Genomic DNA, 22,019 nt, shown 5'->3' with positions numbered 1-22,019 from the left:
AACTCCGCGCGGACCTGGCCGGGACTGGGCCGAGACCTGACCGGATCCTGGCCGGGACCCGGCCGCGGGGTCAGATGTCGGCTTCCTCCATGGGACCCGCGCCCAGGGTGATGCCGCTGTGCCCGGGGTCCCCGTCGAAGTGCTCGTGGGAGACGTCGACCACGGGGTACTGGCTCAGATCGATGCCGGCGGGCACCGTGAAGGTGGTGGAGCCGGCGGTGGCGGAGCCGAGGGAGATCAGCTGGGTGCCGTCCTCATCGCGCAGCCACACCTCGAAGTATCCGGCCTCGGGGTCCGGGGCCGCGGAGATCTCTACGGTGAGCTCCAGGGCCCCCGCCTCGGTCTCGACCATCTCGGCGCGGCCGGTGAAGTCCTCTGCGGCCACCGGTTCCAAGGTGGCGTCGCCGACGACGGTGGGGACGGCCACGGGAAGCTCGACCTCGGCGGCGTCTCCCTGGCCGAGCACAGCTGCCACCGCCGCGCCGCCGAGCAACGCCCCTGCGGCGGCTGCCGCGAGCGGGATCCAGGCGCGGCTGCGCCGGGAAGGTTCCCGCTGGCTCTGCCGGCGGCTGTTCCGGTCACTGGTCCGGGGGCGCAGCTCGGTGACCGAGGCCATCGAGGCGCCCCGGTCCGAGGCATGCTCCGGGGTCGCTGCGATCTCGGCGGCGATCCGGTCCCAGAGCCCGGCGGGGGGCTCGTGCAGCGCGGCGGGATCCCGCAGCGCCTCCATGGCACGCTCGGTGGCCTCGAAGGCCGCGTGGCAGGGCCCGCAGAGTCCGAGGTGCTCGCGCTGGGCAGCTGGGAGTGGCGGGTGGATCTGGTCCAAGGTCTGATCATCAGTCTGGTCGGCGGCCGACTCGGTGTGGGCGAGCCGCGGATCGGCCAGGACCGCGAGGTACTCGTCCGTCAGGTGCCCGTTGGTGCCGAAACCGTTCCGCGCGGGAATCTGTTCAGTCACTATGCACCTCCAGACTTTGTCTCATGCGTGCCAGTCCCCGGTGGACATGGGATTTCACGGTGCCGAGCGGCATCTCCAGGCGTTCCGCGATGATCTTGAGCGGAAGGTCCTCGGTGTAGGCCAGACGAATTATCTCACTCTGCGGCGGTCCCAGCTGATTCAGGCTCTGCTGGACCACCACTCGGTCGACCACGGCGTCGGTCGGCTGCGGCGCACCGTCGCGCGCAGCCGCGTCGGCCCCGGCCTCGGCGGCTTGCAGATCCTTCTCCCGCCGGGCGAAGACATCGGCGATCACGCGCCGGGTGATCCCGGTGAGCCAGGCGCCGGTGGGATGGGTGATGTCATAGGTGTCCCGTGAACGCCAGGCCCGGGTGAAAACCTGCTGGGTGGCATCCTCCGCGTCCTGACGATGCCGGAGCGCGGCCATACACAGGGAGAACACGAAGCTACCGTGCTGGCGGTAGAGGTCGTGCATGGCTGCGGGCTCCCCGGCCGCGAAGCGCATCGCAAGGTGCTGATGATCCAGAGCGACTCCTCGGTCGGGGGGCACGGGCAGGCCAGGCGCAACCGGAGCTGTCGCCTGCTCAATCGAGGGGTTCGGCGACCACGATGATGTTGTCCGCATAGCTGCTGCGCTCATCGATCCACTGACCCCCACAGGTGATCAGCACGAGACGGTGCTCCCCGGTCCGCTCGAAATACGGAGCGAAGTCCAGGCCGTCCTTGCCGAGCTGTTCCACCTGTGTGACTTCATAGTGATGTGCATCTCCGGCTTCGTCAAGGACGGTCACCTCCTCACCCGGACTGGAGTCCTTCAATGCATAGAGCGGCCCGACCGGGGTCTCCTGCGAGCCGGCATGGGCCGAGATGACGGTGGTCCCGACCTCATCGGCCGGCGCCTTGCCGTATTCGTACCAGGCCGCCTGGGCGGCGTCGTCGGGGATGTCCATCTGGCCATCCCCGGCGACGCCGCGCGGCTCCACCGGGATGTAGGCAACGGGGGGCGTGGGTCTCGGCCCCCGGGGGGGGGGGGGGGGGGGGGGGGGGGCCCCCCCCCCCCCCCCCGCCCCCCCCCCCCCGCGGCTCCACCGGGATGTCTGCATCGATCTCCGGGTAGAGCACCTGCACGGGCTCGGGAGTGGGCTCCTGTTCTCCCTGCTCGGCAGGTTGGACCGGGACGGATCCGGGACTCAGGACTGAGGGGGTGGCCTCCGGAGATCCGGGGGCCGTCGGCGAAGGGGAAGACGCCGACGGTCCCGGGGATGCTCCGGAGGCCGAGACCGCCGCCGCCTGGCCCTCGGAGCTGGCCGCAGTCCCCGTGGCGCACCCTGTTGCGACCAGAGAAGCGGTGAGCATGAGAGCCAGGCTGGCGGAGTGACCCGCCCGCAGGCGACGACGGTGGTTGTTCATCTCAGGCGCGGCTCTTGGCGCGGGCACCCATGGCCACGGCTCCGACGCCCATCAGGGCCAGCACGCCGATGCCGGCGACCCAGCCGGCAGTGGACTGGCCGGCGACGACCTCGAAGTTGCCGGTGGGCACGCCGTCTGGCGAGGAGTGCGCGGCGTCGACCGTCTGGGTTGCCAGAGCCAGGTTGCCGTCCGCGGCGGAGCCCCAGGCGTAGACGATCGTGTTGACGCCTTCGGCGACGTCGACATCAGCCGGGCCGATGACCGGGTCAGACTCGCCGGCCAGAGACACGGCGGCCTCAAGCGTGCCGGCAGGCAGCTCCAGCGCGGCCTCGTCCGGGTTCGCCAGCGACTCGACGGCGACCTCGCCGTTGGCCCAGATGTCGACCTCGGGGGCGGCGGCCACGTGGCGCACCGTGAGGCGACCCTCACCGGCCGCGAGCTCCGAGGTGTCGTTGCCGAACGCGGTCACGGTCGGGTTGCCGTCGGCGTCCAGGTGGGCGGCTGCGGTGTAGTTCCCGCCGCCCTCCAGGGAGACGTCCACGGGGCCGAGCACCGGATCCGAGGCATCGGCGGCGTCGGCGGCGGTGATCGCGATCTCGTAGTCGCCGCCCGGCAGCTCCAGCGGCCCGGCCAGGTCACCTGGGTTGAAGTCATCGAGGGTCAGCTCGCCGTTGACGTAGACGTCGACGGGAAGGTCCGGCACGGCGTGCAGCACGGAGAGCTGAGCGGAGGCCTCATGCTCGTCGGCGTAGGCAGGGGCCGCGGTGGCAGCGATGGCCATCCCGACGAGAGCGGTGGTGGCGAGTGGAAGTGACTTGCGCATGGCGTTGTCCTTTCAGGGTGCCTGAAGGCAGTGATGGTGATCACTTTTTGTGCTCACATCAGGACTACCGTCGGAGCCGCGAAAAGGTTGCAGCGGATTCGAAACTTTTTTCTCCCGGGCCGCTCAAGTGGTCCGCTGGCGCGCTCACCAGGCGCTCGGCGATCGTCGGCCCGAGAAAGCAGTAACGTACATACGGTGATCAAAGCTGGCACCACCTCCGTACGTCCGCGCCGCATCTCCGGTGTCGATGCCGCCCGCGGTCTCGCGCTGCTGGGGATGATGAGCGTCCACGCGCTGCCCACCATCTCTGAGACCGGCCAGGACGCGAGCTGGGCCGGGCTGCTCTTCACCGGACGGCCCTCCGCGCTGTTCGCGATGTTGGCCGGGGTGGGGCTCTCGCTGCTCAGCGGCGGCGCCGGCCGACCCCATTCCGGGGCGCAGCTCGCCGGGGACCGCAAGGCTGTGGCGGGGCGCGCGCTGGTCGTGGTGGTGATCGGGCTGCTGTTGGCCTCGTTGAACTCCGGAGTGGCGATCATCCTGGTGCACTACGGCCTGCTCTTCCTGCTCGCGCTGCCGTTCCTGCGTCTGGGCGCGGTGCCGCTGTTCGCGCTCGCCGGGGCCTGGGTGGCCGCAGCCCCGGTGGCGTTCTGGTGGCTGCACAACGATCTGCGCAGCTCCTGGGAGGGATTCCCCGACATCTGGCGGCTCTGGCACTCCCCCGGCGTCGCCGACCTGGCCAATCCGGCGGTGCTGGGCATGGATCTGGCGCTGACCGGGTACTACCCGCTGCTGCTGTGGCCGGCTTACCTCTTCACCGGCATGGCCATCGGCCGGCTGCAGCTGCACCGCGCCCCCACCGCGCTGAAGCTGGCCGGCATCGGTCTCGTGCTGGCCGCGGCGAGCTACGCGGTGCACCTGTGGATGCTCTGGCAGTCCTCGCTGATCCCCGAACTGGCGGCCCGCTATGGCTGGTCCAGCGCCGAGATGCGCGCCGAGCTGCTGGTCGGGACCTTCCAGGTTCCGCTGGTCACCGAGGATCTGTGGTTTCTGCTTGCCACCCCCCATGAGGGCTCCACCATGGACCTGATCCACACCATCGGCACCTCGATGCTGGTGCTGGGGCTGTGCCTGCTGGTCGCGGAGAAGCTGCGCTGGCTGCTGGCACCGCTGATCGGCGCGGGTGCGATGCCGCTGACCCTCTACGTGGCCCACATCGTGGTGCTGCACTTCTGGCGCGGGGCTCCGGTGCCGGACTTCCTGACCTTCCTCACCGAGTATTCGCCGATGGAGATGCTGATGATCCTGATCATTGGCGCCCTGGGCGCGGGTCTGCTGCGCTTCATCCTGCGCCGTCGCGGCCCGCTGGAGGCGCTGGCCCACGCGGCCGGAAACGCCGTCGCGGGCCGCTAGGCCCTCGCACGGCGCAGGCACGGCGGCGGTTCCCGCACGGCGCTCAGGCGAGGCGGCGGGCTCCGGCGGAGGCGTGCGCCAGGAAGCCGGTGGGCTCGGTGAAGCCGCGCCGGCGGGCATTGTCCTGGACCGCGGCGAGCAGCCCGTCGAAGGAGTCCGCCTGGATCAGCGCGATCACGCACCCACCGAATCCGCCGCCCACCTGCCTGGCCCCCAGCGCGGGCTGCACGTGATCGGAGGCCGGCACCGAGAGCAGCGTCTGCACCATGGTGTCGGTCTCTTCGACGGTGATCTCGAAGTCATCGCGGGCAGAGGCGTGGGATGCAGAAAGGATCTCACCGAGCTGGGCGTAGGCGCCGGTGCGCAGCGCCTCCCGGGCGGCGAGCACCCGCGCGTTCTCGGTGAGCACGTGCCGGACCCGTCGCAGGGTGACCTCGTCGGGGAGCCGCGCCGGCAGCTCCTCGGGCGCGACCCCGTCGTCGGTGAGCTCGCGCAGACTCTGCACCCCCAGCGTCCGGGCGCCGGCCTCGCACTGGGCGCGGCGGGCGGCGTACTCGCCGTCCACGAGGCGGTGCTCGGCGCGGGAGTCGATGACCAGCAGCGCGAGATCATCCGGGGCCAGGGTGAACGGGACCTGTTCGGTGCTCATGCTGCGGGTGTCCAGCAGCAGCACGTGCTCGGCCTCGGCGGCGACCGAGGCCATCTGGTCCATGATCCCGCAGGGCATGCCCACGAAGTCGTTCTCCGCGTGCTGCGCGAGCCGGGCCAGCTCCGCGGCGGGCAGGTCGACGCCGGCCAGGTCGGTGGCCGCCAGCACCACCGAGCACTCCAGGGCGGCCGAGGAGGACAGTCCCGCGCCGATGGGCACCGTGGAGTCGATGAGCAGGTCCAGGCCGGGCAGCCGGTGTCCGGCCTGCTCCAGTGACCAGAGCACCCCGGCGGCATAGGCGGCCCAGCCCGCGACGACGCCGGGGGCCAGCCCGTCGAGGCTGAACTCCGCGGTCTCGCCGTTGAGCAGCGAGCGCACATGGACCATCCGGTCCTCGCGGGCCGCGGCCGCCACCTCGCTGACCTGAGGCAGAGCGAAGGGCAGCACGAAGCCGCCGTTGTAGTCGGTGTGCTCGCCGATCAGGTTGACCCTGCCCGGGGCGGCCCAGATCCCGGTGCAGGCGCGGCCGTAGGCGGCGTGGAAGTGCTCGGCGAGCGCCAGGTGCTCGGAGCTCATGCGGCGCCTCCGCGGGCCTGGTCTCCGGGGGTCTGGGTTCCGGCGGTCTGTGGGTCGGGGGTCGCGGCGGGCTCGTGCCCCAGGGCGGCCCAGGCGTCGGCGACCATCTCGCGGACCTCGCGGGTCGGGCTCCAGCCCAGCCGCTCGAGCGCGCGCGCTCCGGAGGCGACCAGCACCGCCGGGTCCCCGGCGCGGCGGGGCTCCTCCGTCGCCGGAACTGGAGCCCCGGTGACCTCGCGGACGGCGTCGATCACCTGGCGCACCGAGGTGCCGGTGCCGGTGCCGAGGTTGTAGATCTCGTGGGTCGAGGGTTCGGCGGCCTGCAGCGCGCGCAGGTGCGCCTCGGCGAGGTCGAGCACATGGATGTAGTCGCGCACCGCGGTGCCGTCCTCGGTCGGGTAGTCGGTGCCGAAGATGCTGGCGGACTCCTTCTCCCCCGCGGCGACCTTGAGCAGGTTCGGGATCAGGTGGGTCTCCGGGTCGTGGCGTTCGCGCAGGTCCCCGGAGGCGCCGGCCACGTTGAAGTAGCGCAGGCTGATCGCGGCCAGCCCGTGGGCGTGGGCCTCGGCGGTGAGCATGTGATCGATCGCCAGCTTCGACGCCCCATAGGGGTTGGTCGGCATGGTCGGGTCCGATTCGGCGATGCTGGATCCGGCGGGCTCCCCGTAGACCGCGGCGGTGGAGGAGAACACCAGCCGGCCGACCCCGGCCTCGCGCATCGCATCGAGCAGCGCGAGGGTGGCGACGATGTTGCCGTGCCAGTAGCGCTCCGGGTGTCTCACCGACTCCCCCACCAGGGAGCGCGCGGCGAGGTGGACGACACCGTCGAAGCTGGAGTCCAGGATCTCACCGACCTGGAGCAGCTCGGCCTGGTGCCAGCGCGCCCCGTCCAGCACGGAGTCGGCGTGGCCGGTGCTCAGGTTGTCCAGGACCTCCACGGTGTGGCCCTCGGCGAGCAGCCGCTGCACCACCACGGATCCGATATACCCGGCACCGCCGGTGACCAGCAGCTTCATGGTGTCTCCTCTGTCTGGGTGGGTGTTGCCTGCTCTGACTCTGCCGTGTCTGATTCTGCCGCCTGCGGGCCGATCGCCACGAGTCGCCGTGCCGTCTCCTCAGGGGCGATGTCATTGATGAACACGCCCATCCCGGATTCGGAGCCGGCCAGGTACTTCAGCTTGTTCTCCGCCCGCCGGATCGAGAACAGCTGCAGATGCAGCCGCATCAGCCCGGGTGCGGCCGAGGCCGGGGCCTGCTGCCAGCCGGAGATGTAGGGCAGGGGTGAGTCGAAGAGCAGGTCGCCGCGGCGCAGCAGGTCCAGGTAGAGCGCGGCGAAGTCGTCGCGTTCGGCGTCGGTGAGCTCGGGCAGCCGCTCCACCGCGCGGTGCGGGTAGATGTGCAGCTCCACCGGCCAGCGCGCCCATGCGGGGGTGAACGCGGTCCAGTGCTCGGTGCGCGCGACGACCCGGCGACCGTCGGCGACCTCGCTGGCCAGGATGTCGGCGAAGAGATCGGCGTCGCGGCGGGCGCGGTAGTCCGCGGCGGAGTCCAACAGGGTGCGGGTGCGCGGGGTGACGAAGGGGTAGCCGTAGATCTGCCCGTGCGGGTGGTTCAGCGTCACCCCGATCTCCTCGCCGCGGTTCTCGAAGCAGTACACCTGCTCGACGCCGGGTTCGGCGAGCATCGCGGCGGTCCGGTCCGCCCAGGCGTCCACCACGGTGCGCATCCGCCTGACGCTGACCTGCCCCAGCGCGGAGGTGTGCTGGTCGGTGAAGCAGACCACCTCGCACCGGCCCGAGCCGGGGTGGCGCAGACCGGCGGACTCCTGCGCCGCCGTCGTGGTGCTCAGGAGCTCCTCGGGGATCGGGATGTCGCCGCGGAAGGAGGGGAAGCGGTTCTCGAAGACGACGACGTCGTACTGGCCCTGCGGGACCTCGGTGGCACGCTCGGGCGTCGAGGGGCACAGCGGGCATTGATCGGTGGAGGGCAGGTGGGTCCGATTCTGGCGGGCCGCGGCGATGGCCACCCATTCGCGCAGCAGCGGGTCATAGCGCATCTCGTTGCCGCCCACCGGTCGGGAGATCTCGCGCCGGTCCTCGACGGTGCGACGGCGGGGCTCATCGTCGAAGAAGAAGATCTCGCGGCCGTCGGCGAGCTGGGCCCGGGTGCGCTGCGCGGCATGCCCGCCGGGGAGGGGCTGCGGCGGTGCGGGCGCGGGGCGCTCGGCGGCGCTGGCGGGGGTGGTCATCGGGGACTCCTGGTCTCGGTGGGTTCGGCGAGGATCAGCGCCTCGAGCTGCTCGCGCAGCGCATCGGCCGCGGCGTCGTCGACGCCGGTGTCGGTGATCAGTGTGTGGATCTGCGCGAGCTCGGCGAAGGTGCCCAGCGCTGTGGCGTTCCATTTGCTGTGATCCGCCAGCACGACGGCGCGCGGTGAGGTCTGCAGCCAGGTCCGGTTGGTCTCGGCCTCCTCCAGGTTCGGAGTGGTGAACCCGGCCTCCAGGGCAAAGCCGTGGGCGCCGAGGAAGATCAGATCCAGATGCAGGGAGCGCAGCGCCTGGTTCGCGATCGGGCCGACCAGCGCGTCCGAGGGCGTCCGGACTCCCCCGGTGAGGATGACGGTCTGATCTGCTGGTGCGCTGCCCGCGGCTGTCTGTTCCGGGGCTTCGCCGCCGGCCCGCGCCTGCTCGGCGGAGCGGTGGAAGATCTCCGCGATCCGCGGGGAGTTGGTGACCACGGTGAGCTCTCCGATGCCGAGGAGCCGGTGCGCCAGCGCCCAGGTGGTGGTGCCGGCGGAGAGGCCGATGGACATCCCCGGCTGGACCAGCTGAACGGCGGCCGCGGCGATGGCTTCCTTCTCGGCCTGGCGCTGCGCTGACTTCACCGGGAAGCCCGGCTCCTCGCTGCGCCGCGCGGATGAGCCGACGGCGGCATCGGCCGGGGCGACGGCTCCTCCGTGGACCTTGGCGATGAGCCCGTGGGCGGCGAGGTTGTCCAGGTCCCGACGGATGGTCATGTCCGAGACCCCGAAGTGCGCGGCGAGCTCGGTGACGCTCACGGCCCCGGAGACGTCCAGCAGAGAGACGATCCCGGCACGGCGCTGTGCTGCCAGCATGGACTCCCCTTCACTTGCCGACCTGTTGCTCACATTCAAACACAAGCGAACAGTTTTCAACACCCCCTGACCTGTCCAGGGAGAACCCCCGGTGGGGAGGACTGGACGATAGGCTGGGGGGATGAGCACAGCAGAGATTCGAGTCGCCGTCCTCGGCGCGGGCGGCCGCATGGGCATCGAGGCCGTGAAAGCCGTTCAGAACGCACCGGACATGGAGCTGGTCGCCGCGCAGGGCCGCACAGACGAGCTCAGCGAGATCCTCTCCGCCGGGGCCACCCATGTGGTGGATCTGACCGTGCCGGAGTCCACCGAGGCCAATGTCCGCTTCGCCGTGGAGCATGGCCTCCACGCGGTGGTCGGCACCACCGGCTGGGACACCGCGAAGCTGCAGGCTCTGGAGCAGCTGCTCAGCACGCACAGCTCCACCGGTGTGCTGATCGCCCCGAACTTCGCGCTGGGCTCGGTGCTGGCCACCGCCTTCGCCGCCAAGGCCGCGCAATACTTCGACTCTGCCGAGATCATCGAGCTGCACCACCCGAAGAAGGTCGATGCCCCTTCAGGCACCGCGGTGCGCACCGCGGAGCTGATGGGTCAGGCGCGGGACGCGGCCGACGTCGGCCCCTCCCCCGATGCCACCGAGACCGCCCTGGAAGGTGCTCGCGGCGCCGAGGTCGCCGGGATTCACGTGCATTCGGTGCGGCTGCGCGGACTCGTCGCGCATCAGGAGGTCCTGCTGGGCTCCACCGGTGAGCAGCTGACCATCCGTCACGACTCCTTCGACCGTGCCTCCTTCATGCCCGGCGTGCTGCTGGGTCTGCGCACCGTGGGATCGCGGCCAGGCCTGACCCATGGGCTCGACGGCTACCTGGACCTGGGACTGTAGCCCGCGTGAAGACGAAATTCTGGACCGGACTGGTCATCGTCCTGCTCGCCATCATGCTGGTCGGCGCCGGGGCCTCAGCCTGGCGGTTCCTGCGCGTGGATGACCTCGCCGCGCAGCTCATCGGCGCCGGTGCGATGCTGATCGTGATCCTCGGCGTCTGGGTGCTGGCCCGGGAGCTGCTCTTCGGCATCGGCACTGAACGATTGGGCCGGAGGCTGGAGACCGAGGGCGGGCTGCCCGAAGACACCGTGGAACGTTCTGCCGGAGGCCGGGCGAACCGGGCCCAGGCCGATGAGCAGTTCAAGATCTACGCCGCCGAGGCCGAGGCCGCCCCTTCAGACTGGCGCTCCTGGTTCCGGCTCTCCATCGCCTATGACATCGCCGGGGATCGCACCCGAGCCCGGAAGAACATGCGCAAGGCGATCGCCATGGAGAAGACGGCCCGCTCAAGCCGGTAGGTCCTGCACCGGGCTAGAGCCCGACCCATTCCTTGCTGCCGTCGGCGAAGAACTGCTCTTTCCAGATCGGCACCTGTTCCTTGGTCTGCTCCACCAGTTCGGCGCAGGCTTCGAAGGCCTCGGCGCGGTGGGCCGAGGCGACGGCGGCGACCAGTGCGTGGTCCCCGATCGCGAGCTCCCCCACCCGGTGGGCCACCCAGACCCGCACCGTCGGGAAGCGCGCGGCGATGTCGACGGCCACCTGGGCGATCGCTTCGGCCGCGGAGGGGTGCGCGGTGTAGCTCAGCCGGTGCACGGGCTGGCCCTGGTCGTGGTTGCGCACGATCCCGGAGAAGCCGACGACGGCGCCGGCCCGTTCAGCCCAGACCTCCGCCTCTGCCTGGGCGGGGGTCAGCGGCTGATCGCTGAGCTGGGCGAGGATCACGCGTTCCTGCGGAAACTCGAAGGGCTCATCGGCGGAGAAGCCTGCCCGGTTCAGCTCCTGGGGTGTATCCGAGCTCATTCCTCGCTGTCCCACGCCTCGTGGTCGCGGATGTCGGCGACCTGGTCGCAGAGGTGCGGGAGGACCTGGACCAGCACCTCCATGCCCTCGCGGACAGCCTTGGGAGAACCGGGCAGGTTCACGATGACCGTCTTGCCGGTGACCCCGGCGACACCGCGGCTGAGCGAGGCCAGCGGGTTCTTGGTCCGGCCGTGGGCGCGCACCGCCTCCATGATGCCGGGGATCTCTTTGTCCAGCAGCGGCTTGGTGAATTCGGGGGTCAGGTCATCGGGGGTGAGCCCGGTGCCTCCGGAGGTGATAATCACCGCGGGCTCGATCTGCACCAGCAGCTCCGAGAGTGCCGCGAGGACTCCCTCGCCGTCGGGGATCAGCACCGGGGGGCGGGTGAAGAAGCCGATCTTCTTCGCGAACTCGGCGATCACCGGTGCTGAGCGGTCCTCGGTGACCCCGGTGGCCGCGCGGGTGGAAACGATCACCGGTGCGATCATGCGCGAGGTCTGGTCGTCGGAGTAGTCGGTCTCGCCGAGGTCCGGCACTTCAGCCTCAGCGGTGGCGTCGGCGGGGATCTTCTTGGGTGGGGTGGCGTGCGGGGTGTCGGTCATCGGGTCTCCGTCTCAGTCCTGGCCCATTCTCCGCTGGCGCCGCCGGCCTTGAACAGGACCATCTGGTCGGTGATCACGGCGGCCTTGTCCACGGCCTTGATCATGTCGTACAGAGTCAACGCCGCGACCGTGGCTGCCGTCAATGCTTCAATCTCCACGCCGGTGCGCGAGGTGGTCTTCACCTCCGTGGTGATGCGCACCGAGCCCGAGGCAGGGGTGTCGACGTCGAGGTCCACGGTGACCTTCGCGACCGGCAGCGGATGACACAGTGGGATCAGCTCAGGGGTCTTCTTGGCGGCCATGATCCCGGCGATCCTCGCGGTGGCCAGTGCGTCGCCCTTGGGCAGCCCGTCACTGGCGAGCAGCGCGGTGACCTCGGCGGTGGTCTTGACCACGGCCTGGGCCCGGGCCACCCGCTGGGTGACCTCCTTGCCGGAGACGTCGACCATGTGGGCGCTGCCGTCACCGCGGACGTGGGTCAGCCGCTGCTGGGCAGCGGGCTCGGTCTGCTGAGCACCTGGCTGTTCGCTCATCGGGTGCCGATCCCGCGGCCGGTGATCAGCACGGCCTGCCGCTCGGAGCCGGCCGGGATCTCGACGTCGTCCTCGGGCAGCTCCAGCAGCGCATCGGCCCGGGCGAGGTGACCCAGCAGGTGGGAGCCGGGCCCGCCCTCGAGCTCCACGCTGGGCGCCGCGCCGGTCTCGGCGGCGGCGTCATCGAGGATCCGCACGCGACGGAACTGCCGGACGCCCTGCGGGGAGCTGATGTCTTCGACCGTGCGGACCGTGATCCGGCGCGGCGGGGCGCAGTTGGGATCCACCGCCGCCAGCGCGGGACGGACCAGGGTCTCCATGCTCACGGCCGAGGAGACCGGGTTGCCCGGCAGCGAGATGACGGCGATCGGGGCGCGGGCGTCGTCGACCTGGGAGCGCCAGTGCAGCAGGCCGCGGCCCTCGAGGTCACCCTCGAGCAGACCCCATCCCTGCGGGCCCCCGGGCTGCTGCGCGACGACGCCGAAGGAGATGCCGCGGCGGCCGAGCCCCTGGCGGACCACCTCGTAGGCGCCCTTGCTGATGCCCCCGGCGGTGATGATCAGGTGTGGGTGGTGCACCGCGATCAGCGCGTCCAGCGCTTCGAGGAACCAGGCCGGGTCATCGGTGCCGATCCGGGAGGTCTCCACCTGGTGACCAAAGGTCTCCAGCACCGCGCCGAGCAGCGGGGTGTCGGCGTCGTAGAGCTGGCCGGGGCGCAGCTCGGAGCCGGGACGACGGATCTCGTCCCCGGTGGAGACCACCAGGGTGCGGATCGGTTCCAGCACGCTGATCTCGGCGTAGCCGCAGGCGGCGAGCACGGCGAGCTGGGCGGGGCTGATCACGTCACCGGGTTCGGCGAGGAGGGTGCCGGCGTCGATGTCGGAGCCCACCTCCCGGATGTAGCGGCCGCGGGCGACGTCGGCCTCGGTGAGTCCGGTGAAGTGGACCTCCTTGGCGCCGAACCCGTCGGTGAACTCCACCGGGATCACCACGTCGGCCCCGGCGGGGATCGGGGCCCCGGTCATCACCTCGAAGGCGGCGCCGATGGGCAGCAGGGCCGGCTCCTGGCCGGCGGCGGTGGTGCCTGCCACCGGCAGGGTGGCTTCGCCGGCATGCACGGTGAGGTCGGCGGCGCGCAGCGCGAAGCCGTCCATCTGGGAGTTGTCGAACCCCGGCAGGGGCACCTCGGAGACCAGCCGCTCGGCGATGATCCGGCCGGCGACGCCGCCGGAGGAGATCTCCACGGTCTCGGCGGCACGGGCGCCCAGGGCGGCGCCGAGCACCTCTCTGAGGCGGCTGATGTGCTCTTCGACGGGTACGCGGTCGGGGGTCTCTGACATGGGGTCCAGTCTACGCAGAGGCTGTGACATCTCCTCGTGACAGGCCGCGAGGATACGATGGCCAGATGCAGCAGCTTCCAGCTGACCACGCCCCCGCTCCAGGCGCATCGAGCACCGCCCCGGTGAGCCCGAGCTCCTCGAGCCCGGCCTCACCCAGTCGGGTCCAGCTGGGTATGCCCGCGCTGCCCTCCCAGCAGAGCGCATCCAGGCCCGGAACACCGGGCGGGGGTCACACCGGGCGCGACACCAGCGGCGCGGATCCGGCTCGCGGGCTGATGGACTCCTTCGGCCGTCGCGCCACAGACCTGCGGATCTCGCTGATCGACAAGTGCAATCTGCGCTGTACCTACTGCATGCCGGCCGAGGGGCTCCCCTGGCTGAGCAAGGACCAGCTGCTCTCCGCCGCGGAGATCCGTCGGCTGGTGCACATCGGGGTGAACACGCTGGGGGTGCGCGAGCTGCGACTGACCGGAGGTGAGCCGCTGGTCCGTGCTGATCTGGTCGAGATCGTCGCGGCCCTGCGCGCCGATCACCCGGATCTGCCCATCGCGATGACCACCAACGCCATCGGACTCGAGCGCAAGGCCGCCGCGCTGGCAGAGGCCGGGCTGACCCGGGTGAACATCTCGCTGGACTCGGTGCACCGGGAGACCTTCGCCCAGCTGACCCGCCGCGACTCCCTGGACAAGGTGCTGATCGGGGTGGAGGCCGCCGCTGCGGCAGGGCTGACCCCGCTGAAGATCAACGCGGTGCTGATGCGCGGGATCAATGACACCCACGCCGCAGACCTGCTGGCATGGTCGCTTCAGCGCGGCTTCGAGCTGCGTTTCATCGAGCAGATGCCGCTGGACGGGGATCAGCAGTGGAACAAGGACGGCACGATCTCCGCCGCGGAGACCCGGGCGCTGCTCTCCGAGCGCTTCGTCCTGACCCCGACGCCGGAGAACCGCGACGGCGCCCCGGCCGAGCGCTTCGACGTCTACCCGCTGGGCACATCTGATGACGCGATCCTCAGCGGGCTGAACGGGCCGCCGCTGGGCCGGGTCGGGGTGATCGCCTCGGTGACCGAGCCGTTCTGCGCGGACTGCCGGCGCACCCGGCTCACCGCGGAGGGCCGGGTGATGAGCTGCCTGTTCTCCAACGAGGAGTTCGACCTGATGCACCTGCTGCGGAACCCCGCCACCACCGATGCCGAGATCGCCCAGGCCTGGGCCGAGGCGATGTGGGTCAAGCCCGCCGCCCACGGCACCGACCGCCCAGGCTTCGATCTGGCCAGCTTCCACCGCCCTGACCGCTCGATGTCCGCCATCGGAGGCTGAGCCATGACCGAGACCTCACCTGCGACGGCATCCCCCGCACCGGACCCATCCGCTGCGCCTGTCCCGACGTCAGCGCCGAGCGCCGCGCCGATGACGGGTGCGCTGATGTCTGCTGCGCCGATCAGCGTGCGGTTCTTCGCCGCCGCCGCCGAGGCCGCCGGGGTCGAGGAGCTGCGCCTGCCGGTGCCCGCAGAAGGGGTCGCCGTCGTCGATCTGCTGACCGAGCTGCCCCGGCTGGTCCGGGAGCAGCTGTCCACCACCACCAACGACGGCGCCGCGGTGTCCGGCCTGGAGCGGGTCTGCGCGCGAAGTTCGTTCCTGGTCAACGGGGTTCGAGCCCGGTCCGAGACGGCTCGGCTGCACCCCGGGGATCAGCTCGATGTGCTCCCGCCCTTCGCCGGCGGCTAGGCCTGCCGCTCCCGGCCCCGAAGCGCTGACAGGCCGCGGGAGGGACGAGTAGATTCCCGATCATGATCAGGACGCCGATGGAGACAGCTTTGGCGCAGTTCGCGGCCTACCGCGTCGGGGACCGCCAGGCGGCGCGGATCCTCCTCGATGAGGACATGACCTTCACGTCTCCACAAGATGACCATCTGGACAAGGCCGCATTCCTGGAGACCTGCTTCGCCACCGCCGAGCGCTTCCTGCGCCACGAGATCACCGCTGCGGTCGAGATCGAACCCGGCACGGTGATGCTGCGCTATACCGCTCAGCTGCCGAACGAGCCGCCGTTCAGCAATGTGGAGCTGGTGAAGGTGGTCGATGGGCAGATCACCGAGATCGAGCTGTACTTCGGCGGGGTCGAGGCCAAGGGGTCGGGTCCGAGTCCGATCTGGCCAGGTCGACACTGAAGCCGAGCCGAGCCGCTGGGTCAGGGTGCGAGCTCAACCTCAGTCAGCGGCACGACCTCGCGGTCTCCCAGCGGCTGGTCGAGCTCGATGACCAGGGCCACGTAGCGGGCCTCCTGGGTGCAGGCGGAGCCGACTGCATCGGGCAGGGTGCCCGAGATGGTGGCCACGCGAACCTCCGTGTCATCCTCTTCCACCACCGACCGCACGCCGTAACAGGCAGGATTGCCGCTGAAGAAGGCCAGCTGGAGCTCCGTCTCGGAGGCCGTGCTGTATTCCTGCCAGCTGGAGAGGTGTTCGGACACCAGCTCTGGTGCCTCCTGAACCGGGGTGGGGATCATGTCCGGGACTTCACCGCCATCGTCAGGCCCCGCGCCGTCGATGTAGGCGCCGCTGCCGTCGGCACCCTCGTTCGGGTAGGTCACCGCGGGGGCGCTGGTGGACTGGTCGTCAGAGCTCTCTGCCCTCATAGGGCCTGAGTCGCCCGCGCAGGAGGTCAGGAGCATAAGGCCGAGAGACATGACCGCGATGCCGGACCGCCGGGCAGCAGCTCGCCTGCGGCTGCGGCATCCACTTCGACTGCGGTGCATGAGACCCCCTCGGTCCGCCTGCAGTGACTCTTCCAGTCTAGGCGGGGCCGACCACCGTGACAGCTCGTGGCGAGCTGGCAAGCCTGGCCGCGACCTTGCGCACGTCCTCGGCGGTGATGGTGTCGATCTGGTGCAGCGTGTCGGAGATGTCGACGAACTCGCCGCGCACCAGCTCGGCCCGGCCCAGTCGGGACATCCGCGAAGAGGTCTCCTCCATGCCCAGCACGGTGCCGCCGCGCAGCTGACCCTTCGCGCGGGTGAGCTCCTCGGCGCTGACGTGGTCGGTGGCGATCCGGTCGAGTTCCGCGGCCATGACCTCGGTGACCTTGGCGACCTTGTTCGGCAGGCAGCCGGCATAGAGGCCGAAGTAGCCCGCGTCGGTCATCGCCGAGGAGAAGGAGTAGGTGGAATACGCCAGGCCGCGGCGCTCGCGAACCTCCTGGAAGAGTCGGGAGGACATGCCGCCGCCGAGCACCGCGTGCATCACCGAGAGCGCGAAGCGGTCCTCGTCGGAGGCCGCCATACCGCGGCCGCCGAGGATCACCTGGGACTGCTCCACGGGTTTGATGATCGTCTCGGTGCCGGCGCGGACCGGGATCTCGGTCTCGCGACCGACCCGGCGCTGCGCCGGTGAGCCGGGGACGGTCATGTCCCAGGAGGACTTGTCCAGCGCCTCCGCGATGAGTGAGACCACATGGTCATGGTCGAGCCCGCCGGCGGCGGTGATGACCAGCTCGTCGGGGCGGTACCAGCGCTGGTAGTGGTTGAAGACGTCCTCGCGGCTGGCGGCATTGATCTCCTTGGGCGTGCCCCCGATGGGCCGGCCCAGCGGGTGACCGTCGAGGACCTGGGAGCCGAACCGCTCGTGGACCACGTCCTCGGGATCATCCTCGGCCATGGCGAGCTCTTCAAGGATGACCCCGCGCTCGATCTCCATCTCGGCCGGATCCAGCAGCGCGGAGGTGACGATGTCGGTGAGCACCTCGACCGCCATGGGCAGGTCGGTGTCGAGCACCCGGGCGTAGTAGCAGGTGTGCTCCTTGCCGGTCATCGCGTTGGACTCACCGCCCACGCTGTCGAAGGCCGAGGCGATCTCCAGCGAGGAGCGGGTCTCGGTGCCCTTGAAGAGCAGGTGCTCCAGGAAGTGGGTGGAGCCGTGCTGGTGGGCGGCCTCGTCGCGGGAGCCCACTCCGATCCAGAAGCCTAAGGTGACCGAGCGCTGGCCCGGCATCTCCTCGGTGAGCACACGCACCCCGGCGGGGAGCACGGAGCGGCGGACGGTGGAGCCGGCGTCGTTGTTCAGGACGCCTTCGGTGTGGGGATCAATGGTGACGCGCATAGGCCCCCAGGTTACCTGGGTGGTTGAGTTATCCGGCACTTACGTATCCGCCTGAGAACTCAACCAGCCAGGAGGAACGGCGGGAGAACGACGACGGCGCCGGTTCGGCCCCCAGCGGGCGGCTCAGCTCTCCAGCATCGGCGCGGACCCGGGCTCAGCGGACCACCGAGCTGAGCAGCAGGCTGGTCTCACTGTTGACCACTCCCTTGATCCCGCGGACGCGGCGCAGCACCTCGTCGAAGTCGCGCAGATTCTCACACGAGATCTCCGCGACCAGGTCCCAGCCCCCGTTGGTGGTGTGCAGCGCCATGATCTCCGGAAAGCCGCGCAGCTCGGCGATCACATGATCGGTGGTGCGCCCGACGACCTCGATGAAAGAGATGGCGCGGACCTCGCCGGTCTCATTGTGGTCGTGGACGCGCACGCTGAACCCCACGATGACCCCTTGGGCCTTGAGCTTCTCGATTCGGCTGGTGACCGTGGCCCGGGCGACTCCGAGCTGTTCGGCGAGCGCCGCTACCGGTGCGCGGCCGTCCTTGCGCAGCGCGGAGATGAGTCGACGGTCGAGGTCCGTGAGGCGAGGCATGTGCATAATGCTAACCGAAACCTGCCAAACTGCCACCTGATTGCCCCGAAATTCAACAGAACTGCTCTTACATGTACACATCGAGATCCCTAGGCTGAGACTCATCACCCTGGCACGATTCACGCACCACCCCTTGAAGGAGTTCCTCATGACGCAGTTCGTCGACGTCGGCAACATGGCCCGCTGGATCCAGCGCGAGGGCGTGGAGCAGCTGATGACCGAGATGATCCAGTACCTCGAGGACGACTTTCGCCGCTGGGAGAGCTTCGACAAGATCCCGCGCATCGCCAGCCACACGCCGTTCGGCGTGATCGAGCTGATGCCGACCTCCGACATGGAGACCTACGCCTTCAAGTACGTCAACGGGCACCCGCTGAACCCCTCCCGCGGGTTCCAGACCGTCACCGCCTTCGGCATGCTCGCCGATGTGGACAACGGCTACCCCACCTTCCTCGCAGAGATGACTCTGCTGACCGCCCTGCGCACCGCCGCGACCTCCGCGATGACCGCGAAGGCGCTGGCCCGCCCAGACTCGACGCGGATGGCGCTTATCGGCGCCGGCTCCCAGGCGGAGTTCCAGGCACTCGCGATCCGCTCGGCGCTGGGCATCGAGGACCTGCAGGTCTTCGATGTGGATCCCGCCGCGATGAGGAAGCTGCGCCGAAACCTGGAGCCGCTCGGCTTCAACGTCACCCTGGCGGAGTCCACCGACGAGGCCGTGGCCGGGGCCGACATCATCACCACCTGCACCGCGGACAAGGCGCAGAACACCATCCTGAGCTCTGCGCAGATCTCCCCCGGCGTGCACATCAACGCTGTGGGCGGAGACTGCCCGGGCAAGACCGAGCTGGACGCCGAGATCCTGCGCCGCGGCCGGGTCTTCGTGGAGTACCCGGAACAGACTCGGATCGAAGGCGAGATCCAGCAGATGGAGCCTGATTTCCCGGTGGTCGAGTTCTGGCAGGTGCTCACCGGCGCCGAGTCCGGCCGCCAGTCCCCTGAGCAGATCACGATCTTCGACTCGGTGGGCTTCGCGATCGCGGATCTCTCCGCGCTGCGCTTCGTCCGCGACGCCACCGCCGGCACCGATCTGCAGACCTCGCTGGACCTGGTCGCCGACCCCGAGGACCCGAAGGACCTGTTCTCACTGGTCAGCTCTATGAAGCCGGTCGGGTGATCGTTGATGACTGAGGTGATGAATGCGCCGGTGGCGCGTTTCCGCGTCACCGCAGAGCAGGTGACCGAGCAGGCCCCGTCCCGAGTGGTGCTCGTGCGACCGCACCAGTTCACGCCCAACCCGGAAACCGCTGCGGACAACAGCTTCCAGCAGCGGATCCTCGACGCGCTGCTGCCCTCAGCCGCCCGGGAGTCCGCCCGCCGGGTAGCCGATGCGGCCTACGCCGAGGTCACCGAGCTCGGCCGCACCCTCGAGCGACTGGGCATCGGCGTGGACATCTTCGATGACCCCTCCGCGGAGACGCCTGACAGCGTGTTTCCGAACAACTGGTTCAGCACGCATCCCGACGGCACGGTCACGCTGTATCCGATGTATGCGGAGAACCGCAGGGCTGAGCGGCGCGGCGACATCGTGGCGCACCTGCAGGAGACCCATCGGGTGCGCCGCGTGGTGGACTACTCCTCGGCGGAGCGCTTCGGCGAGTACCTCGAGGGAACGGGTTCGATGGTGCTCGATCACCGCGCCCGGCTGGCCTACGCCTGCCGGTCACGTCGGCTGTCCGCGGGACTCTTTGCTGAGTTCTGCCGCGACTTCGGCTACGCCCCGGTGCTCTTCGACGCCACCGACGGCGACGGGGTGCCCGTCTATCACACCAACGTGATGATGTCGGTGGGCACCGACCTGGCACTGATCAGCAGTGACATGATCCGCGACCGGGCTCAGCGCGAGCACGTGCTCGGCGTTCTGCGCGATTCCGGCAGGACCGTGGTGGAGCTCAGCGAAGCCCAGGTCGGCCGCTTCGCCGGCAACTGCCTGGAACTCGCGGGGACCGACGGGCGCTACCTGGTGCTGTCCACGACAGCCGAGGCGAGCCTGACGGACGCTCAGCGGGAGACCATCGCCGCGCACTGCACGTTGATGCCGGTCGATGTCTCCACCCTGGAGGCCGCAGGCGGGTCAGTGCGCTGCATGATCGCCGGCAACCACCTCCCCCGCCGCTGACCCCATCCTGGGCAGTTGAGTTCTCCGGTCGATACGTATGGACCGAAGAACTCAACTGCCGGGGAGGATCTGCCGGGAACGGACGACGACGGCGCTCGGTCACCTCATCTTTGGGTGGCCAGCAGGCAAGGGGTCACTCCCCCAGCCAGTTGCCGTTGGCGTCGTACTGGTCCGCGAAGATCTTCGGTGGGGTGTCGCCCGGTTCGAGGGTGACTGGTCCGTTGCAGCCCCAGTCGACGGTGTTGCGGCAGGAGCCGGAGACGTTGCGCGCGGCGACTCGCCAGATGTCGGCCTCACCCGGTGAGGCCTGGACCTCCACGGATCCGGGGATGACGATCCACGGTCCGCTGCCGACCCGGTACTCGCCGACGAAGGTGGTGCTCAGGCTGACCGGGAAGCGCCCGGTCTCGGTGTAGACGTGACTCGTGGGTGTCTCTTGATTCGTCTTGACCACCGCTTCGCCCTGCCAGCTGTCGGGCATCGGTTCCCCGGGGTCGTGTGTGACCCGGCTGGCACCATCGCCGTAGTCCCATAGGAAGCTCTGCGGGTTCACTCGGATCTCCACCGGAACGCCGAGAAGGGTCTGATTCAGGTTCTGTGTCTCGACGTCCGCGAACATGTGGGTATGCCGGCCCCGGTAGCCGAAACCGAGAAGGTCGGGTTCGAACTCGACGGAACCTCCGGCGATCGGGAGGGTGGCGAAAGCTTCTTCGACGGCGCCGGGCAGGAGCGCCATCACATCGACAGCCTCTTCCCCTTCGTCCCCCTCGACGTCGGGGACGGCCGCTGGCGCGCAGATGTAGCCAGAAAACTCGCCAGTATCGACAGGGCTTACGGCGTCCATACCCTGGGACGCGCATTGCTCAATCAGAACCACCCGACAATCGGCTTGACCCTCCCCGCTCTCCGTTCCGCAGTAGGTTGGCTGCGACTCCGGCACCGAAATCGGCGGACTGGCATCTTGTTCGTCCGCACTAGACGCCCCGCCACGGTCGTTGCGGACACCTGGCAGTTGGTGCTCCGCGCGAGTCCTAGGACTTTCACACCTAGCACTTCCTTGAGCACCTCCTCCCTCCCAGGCCACTATGTGATCGCAGCTTCGGGATTGCGGCGTGCCAGCGGAAGCCATACCAAGTGTCACTCCGACAGGGACCGCCACGAGGCTGGAGATTATCCAGACAACCGATCCAACTCTTGCTTCAGACCACAGTTTCATTGTGGGTCCGCGATACTGAGCTCAAGGACCCACCACTGTGCTCCGTCATAGGCGAGAGACGCCTCGGCAGCGTAGGTTTCGTCCGTCACCTCACCGAGGCTTTCTCCAGAAGTGTCGTGCGCGGCGTACCCACCTTCAACGAGAGTGAATAAGATTCCGGCATTGCCGCCGGTTGTGATTGACGAGACGATTTCATCGGACGTGGTGGCACCCTCCGCGACATACCATCCACCCTCTGCCTCATAAAGGTCATAGAACTGGTCGATTTTGTTATTGCACGTCTCGCAATCCGGAGCCGAGACTGCGGAGACAGGCTCGAACTCGCCAGTAAGTTGCAGGTACGTAATCGCCTCAAACCAGTACTTCAGCGCCGCCAGCGCGCCCTCTTCGGTCTCCTCATAGATCTCATCCGGAACCTCAGGCTCGGGCCAGTTCTGCGCGGGTCCATCCGAAGACGCAGGCACCGGCGTCGGCGACGATTTAGGCTCTTCGGCCTCGCTCCCGTCACCACTCGACTGCTCCGGATCCGAAGCTCCACCCTCCGGTGAGGTCTCCTCCGCACTCGGCTCAACATCCGCTCCACCAGACTCAGCCCCAGCATCGTCACCCCCACAGGAACTCAGCGCCAGCCCAAGAACCACCACAACACTCACCACACCAAGCCGACCCGCAGAAGTGTTCATG

General features: G+C 69.4%; 26 protein-coding genes. 9 read left to right on the top strand and 17 right to left on the bottom strand.

What is annotated here, in order from left to right; translation table 11 throughout:
- Positions 1 to 70: 70 nt before the first annotated feature.
- From LTH96_RS02840 to LTH96_RS02830, 3 genes are read right to left on the bottom strand one after another with little or no spacing between them, the layout of a single operon-like run.
- On the bottom strand, positions 71 to 958 hold the full coding sequence (locus tag LTH96_RS02840) for an anti-sigma factor (RefSeq protein ID WP_241464235.1): 888 nt from the start codon (positions 956 to 958) through the stop codon (positions 71 to 73).
- Positions 951 to 1,508 carry a sigma-70 family RNA polymerase sigma factor gene (locus LTH96_RS02835; protein ID WP_241464234.1) on the bottom strand — a complete coding sequence of 186 codons (558 nt, stop codon included), beginning with the start codon at positions 1,506 to 1,508 and terminating at the stop codon, positions 951 to 953. Before LTH96_RS02835 ends, LTH96_RS02840 begins: the two co-directional genes overlap by 8 nt.
- Before the next feature lie 34 nt (positions 1,509 to 1,542).
- A complete protein-coding gene (locus LTH96_RS02830) occupies positions 1,543 to 1,908 on the bottom strand; it encodes a class F sortase (RefSeq protein WP_241464233.1) in 366 nt (121 codons plus the stop codon).
- A gap of 254 nt (positions 1,909 to 2,162) precedes the next feature.
- On the opposite strand from LTH96_RS02830, the gene LTH96_RS02825 reads away from it, so the two are divergent.
- Complete coding sequence (locus LTH96_RS02825; RefSeq protein WP_241464232.1) at positions 2,163 to 2,336, top strand: hypothetical protein; 174 nt, start codon at positions 2,163 to 2,165, stop codon at positions 2,334 to 2,336.
- 33 nt (positions 2,337 to 2,369) lie between these two features.
- Here LTH96_RS02825 and LTH96_RS02820 read toward each other — a convergent pair whose 3' ends face one another.
- Positions 2,370 to 3,191, bottom strand: coding sequence for a DUF4397 domain-containing protein (locus LTH96_RS02820; RefSeq protein ID WP_241464231.1), 822 nt, complete (start codon positions 3,189 to 3,191; stop codon positions 2,370 to 2,372).
- Between the two features lie 195 nt (positions 3,192 to 3,386).
- Between LTH96_RS02820 and LTH96_RS02815 the strand changes: the two genes are divergently transcribed.
- Positions 3,387 to 4,601 carry a heparan-alpha-glucosaminide N-acetyltransferase domain-containing protein gene (locus tag LTH96_RS02815; protein ID WP_241464230.1) on the top strand — a complete coding sequence of 405 codons (1,215 nt, stop codon included), beginning with the start codon at positions 3,387 to 3,389 and terminating at the stop codon, positions 4,599 to 4,601.
- Positions 4,602 to 4,644: 43 nt separating this feature from the next.
- Here the strand turns inward: LTH96_RS02815 and galK are convergent, their stop codons facing one another.
- The 4 genes from galK to LTH96_RS02795 are packed head-to-tail and all read right to left on the bottom strand — an operon-like array spanning position 4,645 to position 8,940.
- Positions 4,645 to 5,826 carry a galactokinase gene (gene galK / locus LTH96_RS02810; RefSeq protein ID WP_241464228.1) on the bottom strand — a complete coding sequence of 394 codons (1,182 nt, stop codon included), beginning with the start codon at positions 5,824 to 5,826 and terminating at the stop codon, positions 4,645 to 4,647.
- Positions 5,823 to 6,842, bottom strand: coding sequence for a UDP-glucose 4-epimerase GalE (galE, locus tag LTH96_RS02805; RefSeq protein ID WP_241464227.1), 1,020 nt, complete (start codon positions 6,840 to 6,842; stop codon positions 5,823 to 5,825). Before galE ends, galK begins: the two co-directional genes overlap by 4 nt.
- Positions 6,839 to 8,074 (bottom strand): galactose-1-phosphate uridylyltransferase, encoded by a 1,236-nt coding sequence (gene galT / locus LTH96_RS02800; RefSeq protein ID WP_241464225.1) that lies wholly within the window; start codon positions 8,072 to 8,074, stop codon positions 6,839 to 6,841. The genes galE and galT overlap by 4 nt, the downstream gene beginning before the upstream one ends.
- Positions 8,071 to 8,940 (bottom strand): DeoR/GlpR family DNA-binding transcription regulator, encoded by an 870-nt coding sequence (locus tag LTH96_RS02795; RefSeq protein ID WP_241464223.1) that lies wholly within the window; start codon positions 8,938 to 8,940, stop codon positions 8,071 to 8,073. Before LTH96_RS02795 ends, galT begins: the two co-directional genes overlap by 4 nt.
- Before the next feature lie 121 nt (positions 8,941 to 9,061).
- Here LTH96_RS02795 and dapB point away from each other — a divergent pair, with 121 nt between their 5' ends.
- Complete coding sequence (dapB, locus tag LTH96_RS02790) at positions 9,062 to 9,823, top strand: 4-hydroxy-tetrahydrodipicolinate reductase (protein ID WP_241464222.1); 762 nt, start codon at positions 9,062 to 9,064, stop codon at positions 9,821 to 9,823.
- A 5-nt stretch (positions 9,824 to 9,828) separates the two neighbouring features.
- Positions 9,829 to 10,281: a hypothetical protein gene (locus tag LTH96_RS02785; protein WP_241464221.1), complete on the top strand. Its 453-nt coding sequence runs from the start codon at positions 9,829 to 9,831 to the stop codon at positions 10,279 to 10,281.
- 13 nt (positions 10,282 to 10,294) lie between these two features.
- Here the strand turns inward: LTH96_RS02785 and LTH96_RS02780 are convergent, their stop codons facing one another.
- From LTH96_RS02780 to glp, 4 genes are read right to left on the bottom strand one after another with little or no spacing between them, the layout of a single operon-like run.
- Entirely contained in the window at positions 10,295 to 10,783 is a 489-nt protein-coding gene (locus tag LTH96_RS02780) for a molybdenum cofactor biosynthesis protein MoaE (protein WP_241464219.1), read from the bottom strand.
- A complete protein-coding gene (locus tag LTH96_RS02775) occupies positions 10,780 to 11,385 on the bottom strand; it encodes a MogA/MoaB family molybdenum cofactor biosynthesis protein (RefSeq protein ID WP_370644361.1) in 606 nt (201 codons plus the stop codon). Before LTH96_RS02775 ends, LTH96_RS02780 begins: the two co-directional genes overlap by 4 nt.
- Complete coding sequence (gene moaC / locus LTH96_RS02770) at positions 11,382 to 11,918, bottom strand: cyclic pyranopterin monophosphate synthase MoaC (protein ID WP_241464217.1); 537 nt, start codon at positions 11,916 to 11,918, stop codon at positions 11,382 to 11,384. The genes LTH96_RS02775 and moaC overlap by 4 nt, the downstream gene beginning before the upstream one ends.
- Positions 11,915 to 13,258 carry a gephyrin-like molybdotransferase Glp gene (gene glp, locus LTH96_RS02765; RefSeq protein WP_241464215.1) on the bottom strand — a complete coding sequence of 448 codons (1,344 nt, stop codon included), beginning with the start codon at positions 13,256 to 13,258 and terminating at the stop codon, positions 11,915 to 11,917. Before glp ends, moaC begins: the two co-directional genes overlap by 4 nt.
- 173 nt (positions 13,259 to 13,431) lie before the next feature.
- Here glp and moaA point away from each other — a divergent pair, with 173 nt between their 5' ends.
- From moaA to LTH96_RS02750, 3 genes are all read left to right on the top strand, one after another.
- Positions 13,432 to 14,577 (top strand): GTP 3',8-cyclase MoaA, encoded by a 1,146-nt coding sequence (moaA, locus tag LTH96_RS02760; protein WP_370644378.1) that lies wholly within the window; start codon positions 13,432 to 13,434, stop codon positions 14,575 to 14,577.
- Positions 14,578 to 14,682: 105 nt separating this feature from the next.
- Complete coding sequence (locus LTH96_RS02755; protein WP_241464214.1) at positions 14,683 to 14,985, top strand: MoaD/ThiS family protein; 303 nt, start codon at positions 14,683 to 14,685, stop codon at positions 14,983 to 14,985.
- Between the two features lie 62 nt (positions 14,986 to 15,047).
- Positions 15,048 to 15,428, top strand: a complete 381-nt coding sequence (locus LTH96_RS02750; protein ID WP_241464212.1) for a nuclear transport factor 2 family protein — start codon at positions 15,048 to 15,050, stop codon at positions 15,426 to 15,428.
- A 20-nt stretch (positions 15,429 to 15,448) separates the two neighbouring features.
- Here the strand turns inward: LTH96_RS02750 and LTH96_RS02745 are convergent, their stop codons facing one another.
- From LTH96_RS02745 to LTH96_RS02735, 3 genes are all read right to left on the bottom strand, one after another.
- Positions 15,449 to 15,895: a hypothetical protein gene (locus LTH96_RS02745; RefSeq protein WP_241464211.1), complete on the bottom strand. Its 447-nt coding sequence runs from the start codon at positions 15,893 to 15,895 to the stop codon at positions 15,449 to 15,451.
- A gap of 157 nt (positions 15,896 to 16,052) precedes the next feature.
- The gene (locus LTH96_RS02740; protein WP_241464210.1) at positions 16,053 to 17,354 is read right to left on the bottom strand and encodes a pitrilysin family protein; all 1,302 of its coding nucleotides are present in this window, start codon (positions 17,352 to 17,354) and stop codon (positions 16,053 to 16,055) included.
- A 154-nt stretch (positions 17,355 to 17,508) separates the two neighbouring features.
- Positions 17,509 to 17,940 carry an Lrp/AsnC family transcriptional regulator gene (locus LTH96_RS02735; RefSeq protein ID WP_106122999.1) on the bottom strand — a complete coding sequence of 144 codons (432 nt, stop codon included), beginning with the start codon at positions 17,938 to 17,940 and terminating at the stop codon, positions 17,509 to 17,511.
- Positions 17,941 to 18,088: 148 nt separating this feature from the next.
- Between LTH96_RS02735 and LTH96_RS02730 the strand changes: the two genes are divergently transcribed.
- Entirely contained in the window at positions 18,089 to 19,117 is a 1,029-nt protein-coding gene (locus tag LTH96_RS02730; protein WP_241464209.1) for an ornithine cyclodeaminase, read from the top strand.
- A 6-nt stretch (positions 19,118 to 19,123) separates the two neighbouring features.
- Positions 19,124 to 20,119: a citrulline utilization hydrolase CtlX gene (gene ctlX, locus LTH96_RS02725; protein ID WP_241464208.1), complete on the top strand. Its 996-nt coding sequence runs from the start codon at positions 19,124 to 19,126 to the stop codon at positions 20,117 to 20,119.
- Between the two features lie 133 nt (positions 20,120 to 20,252).
- Here ctlX and LTH96_RS02720 read toward each other — a convergent pair whose 3' ends face one another.
- Positions 20,253 to 20,855, bottom strand: a complete 603-nt coding sequence (locus LTH96_RS02720; protein ID WP_241464207.1) for a hypothetical protein — start codon at positions 20,853 to 20,855, stop codon at positions 20,253 to 20,255.
- 476 nt (positions 20,856 to 21,331) lie between these two features.
- Positions 21,332 to 22,018 carry a DUF6318 family protein gene (locus LTH96_RS02715; RefSeq protein ID WP_241464206.1) on the bottom strand — a complete coding sequence of 229 codons (687 nt, stop codon included), beginning with the start codon at positions 22,016 to 22,018 and terminating at the stop codon, positions 21,332 to 21,334.
- Position 22,019: the final 1 nt, after the last annotated feature.

The organism is Nesterenkonia sp. LB17 (assembly GCF_022565915.1).
GTDB lineage: Bacteria > Actinomycetota > Actinomycetes > Actinomycetales > Micrococcaceae > Nesterenkonia.
This window is presented reverse-complemented; position numbering and strand designations above follow the sequence as displayed.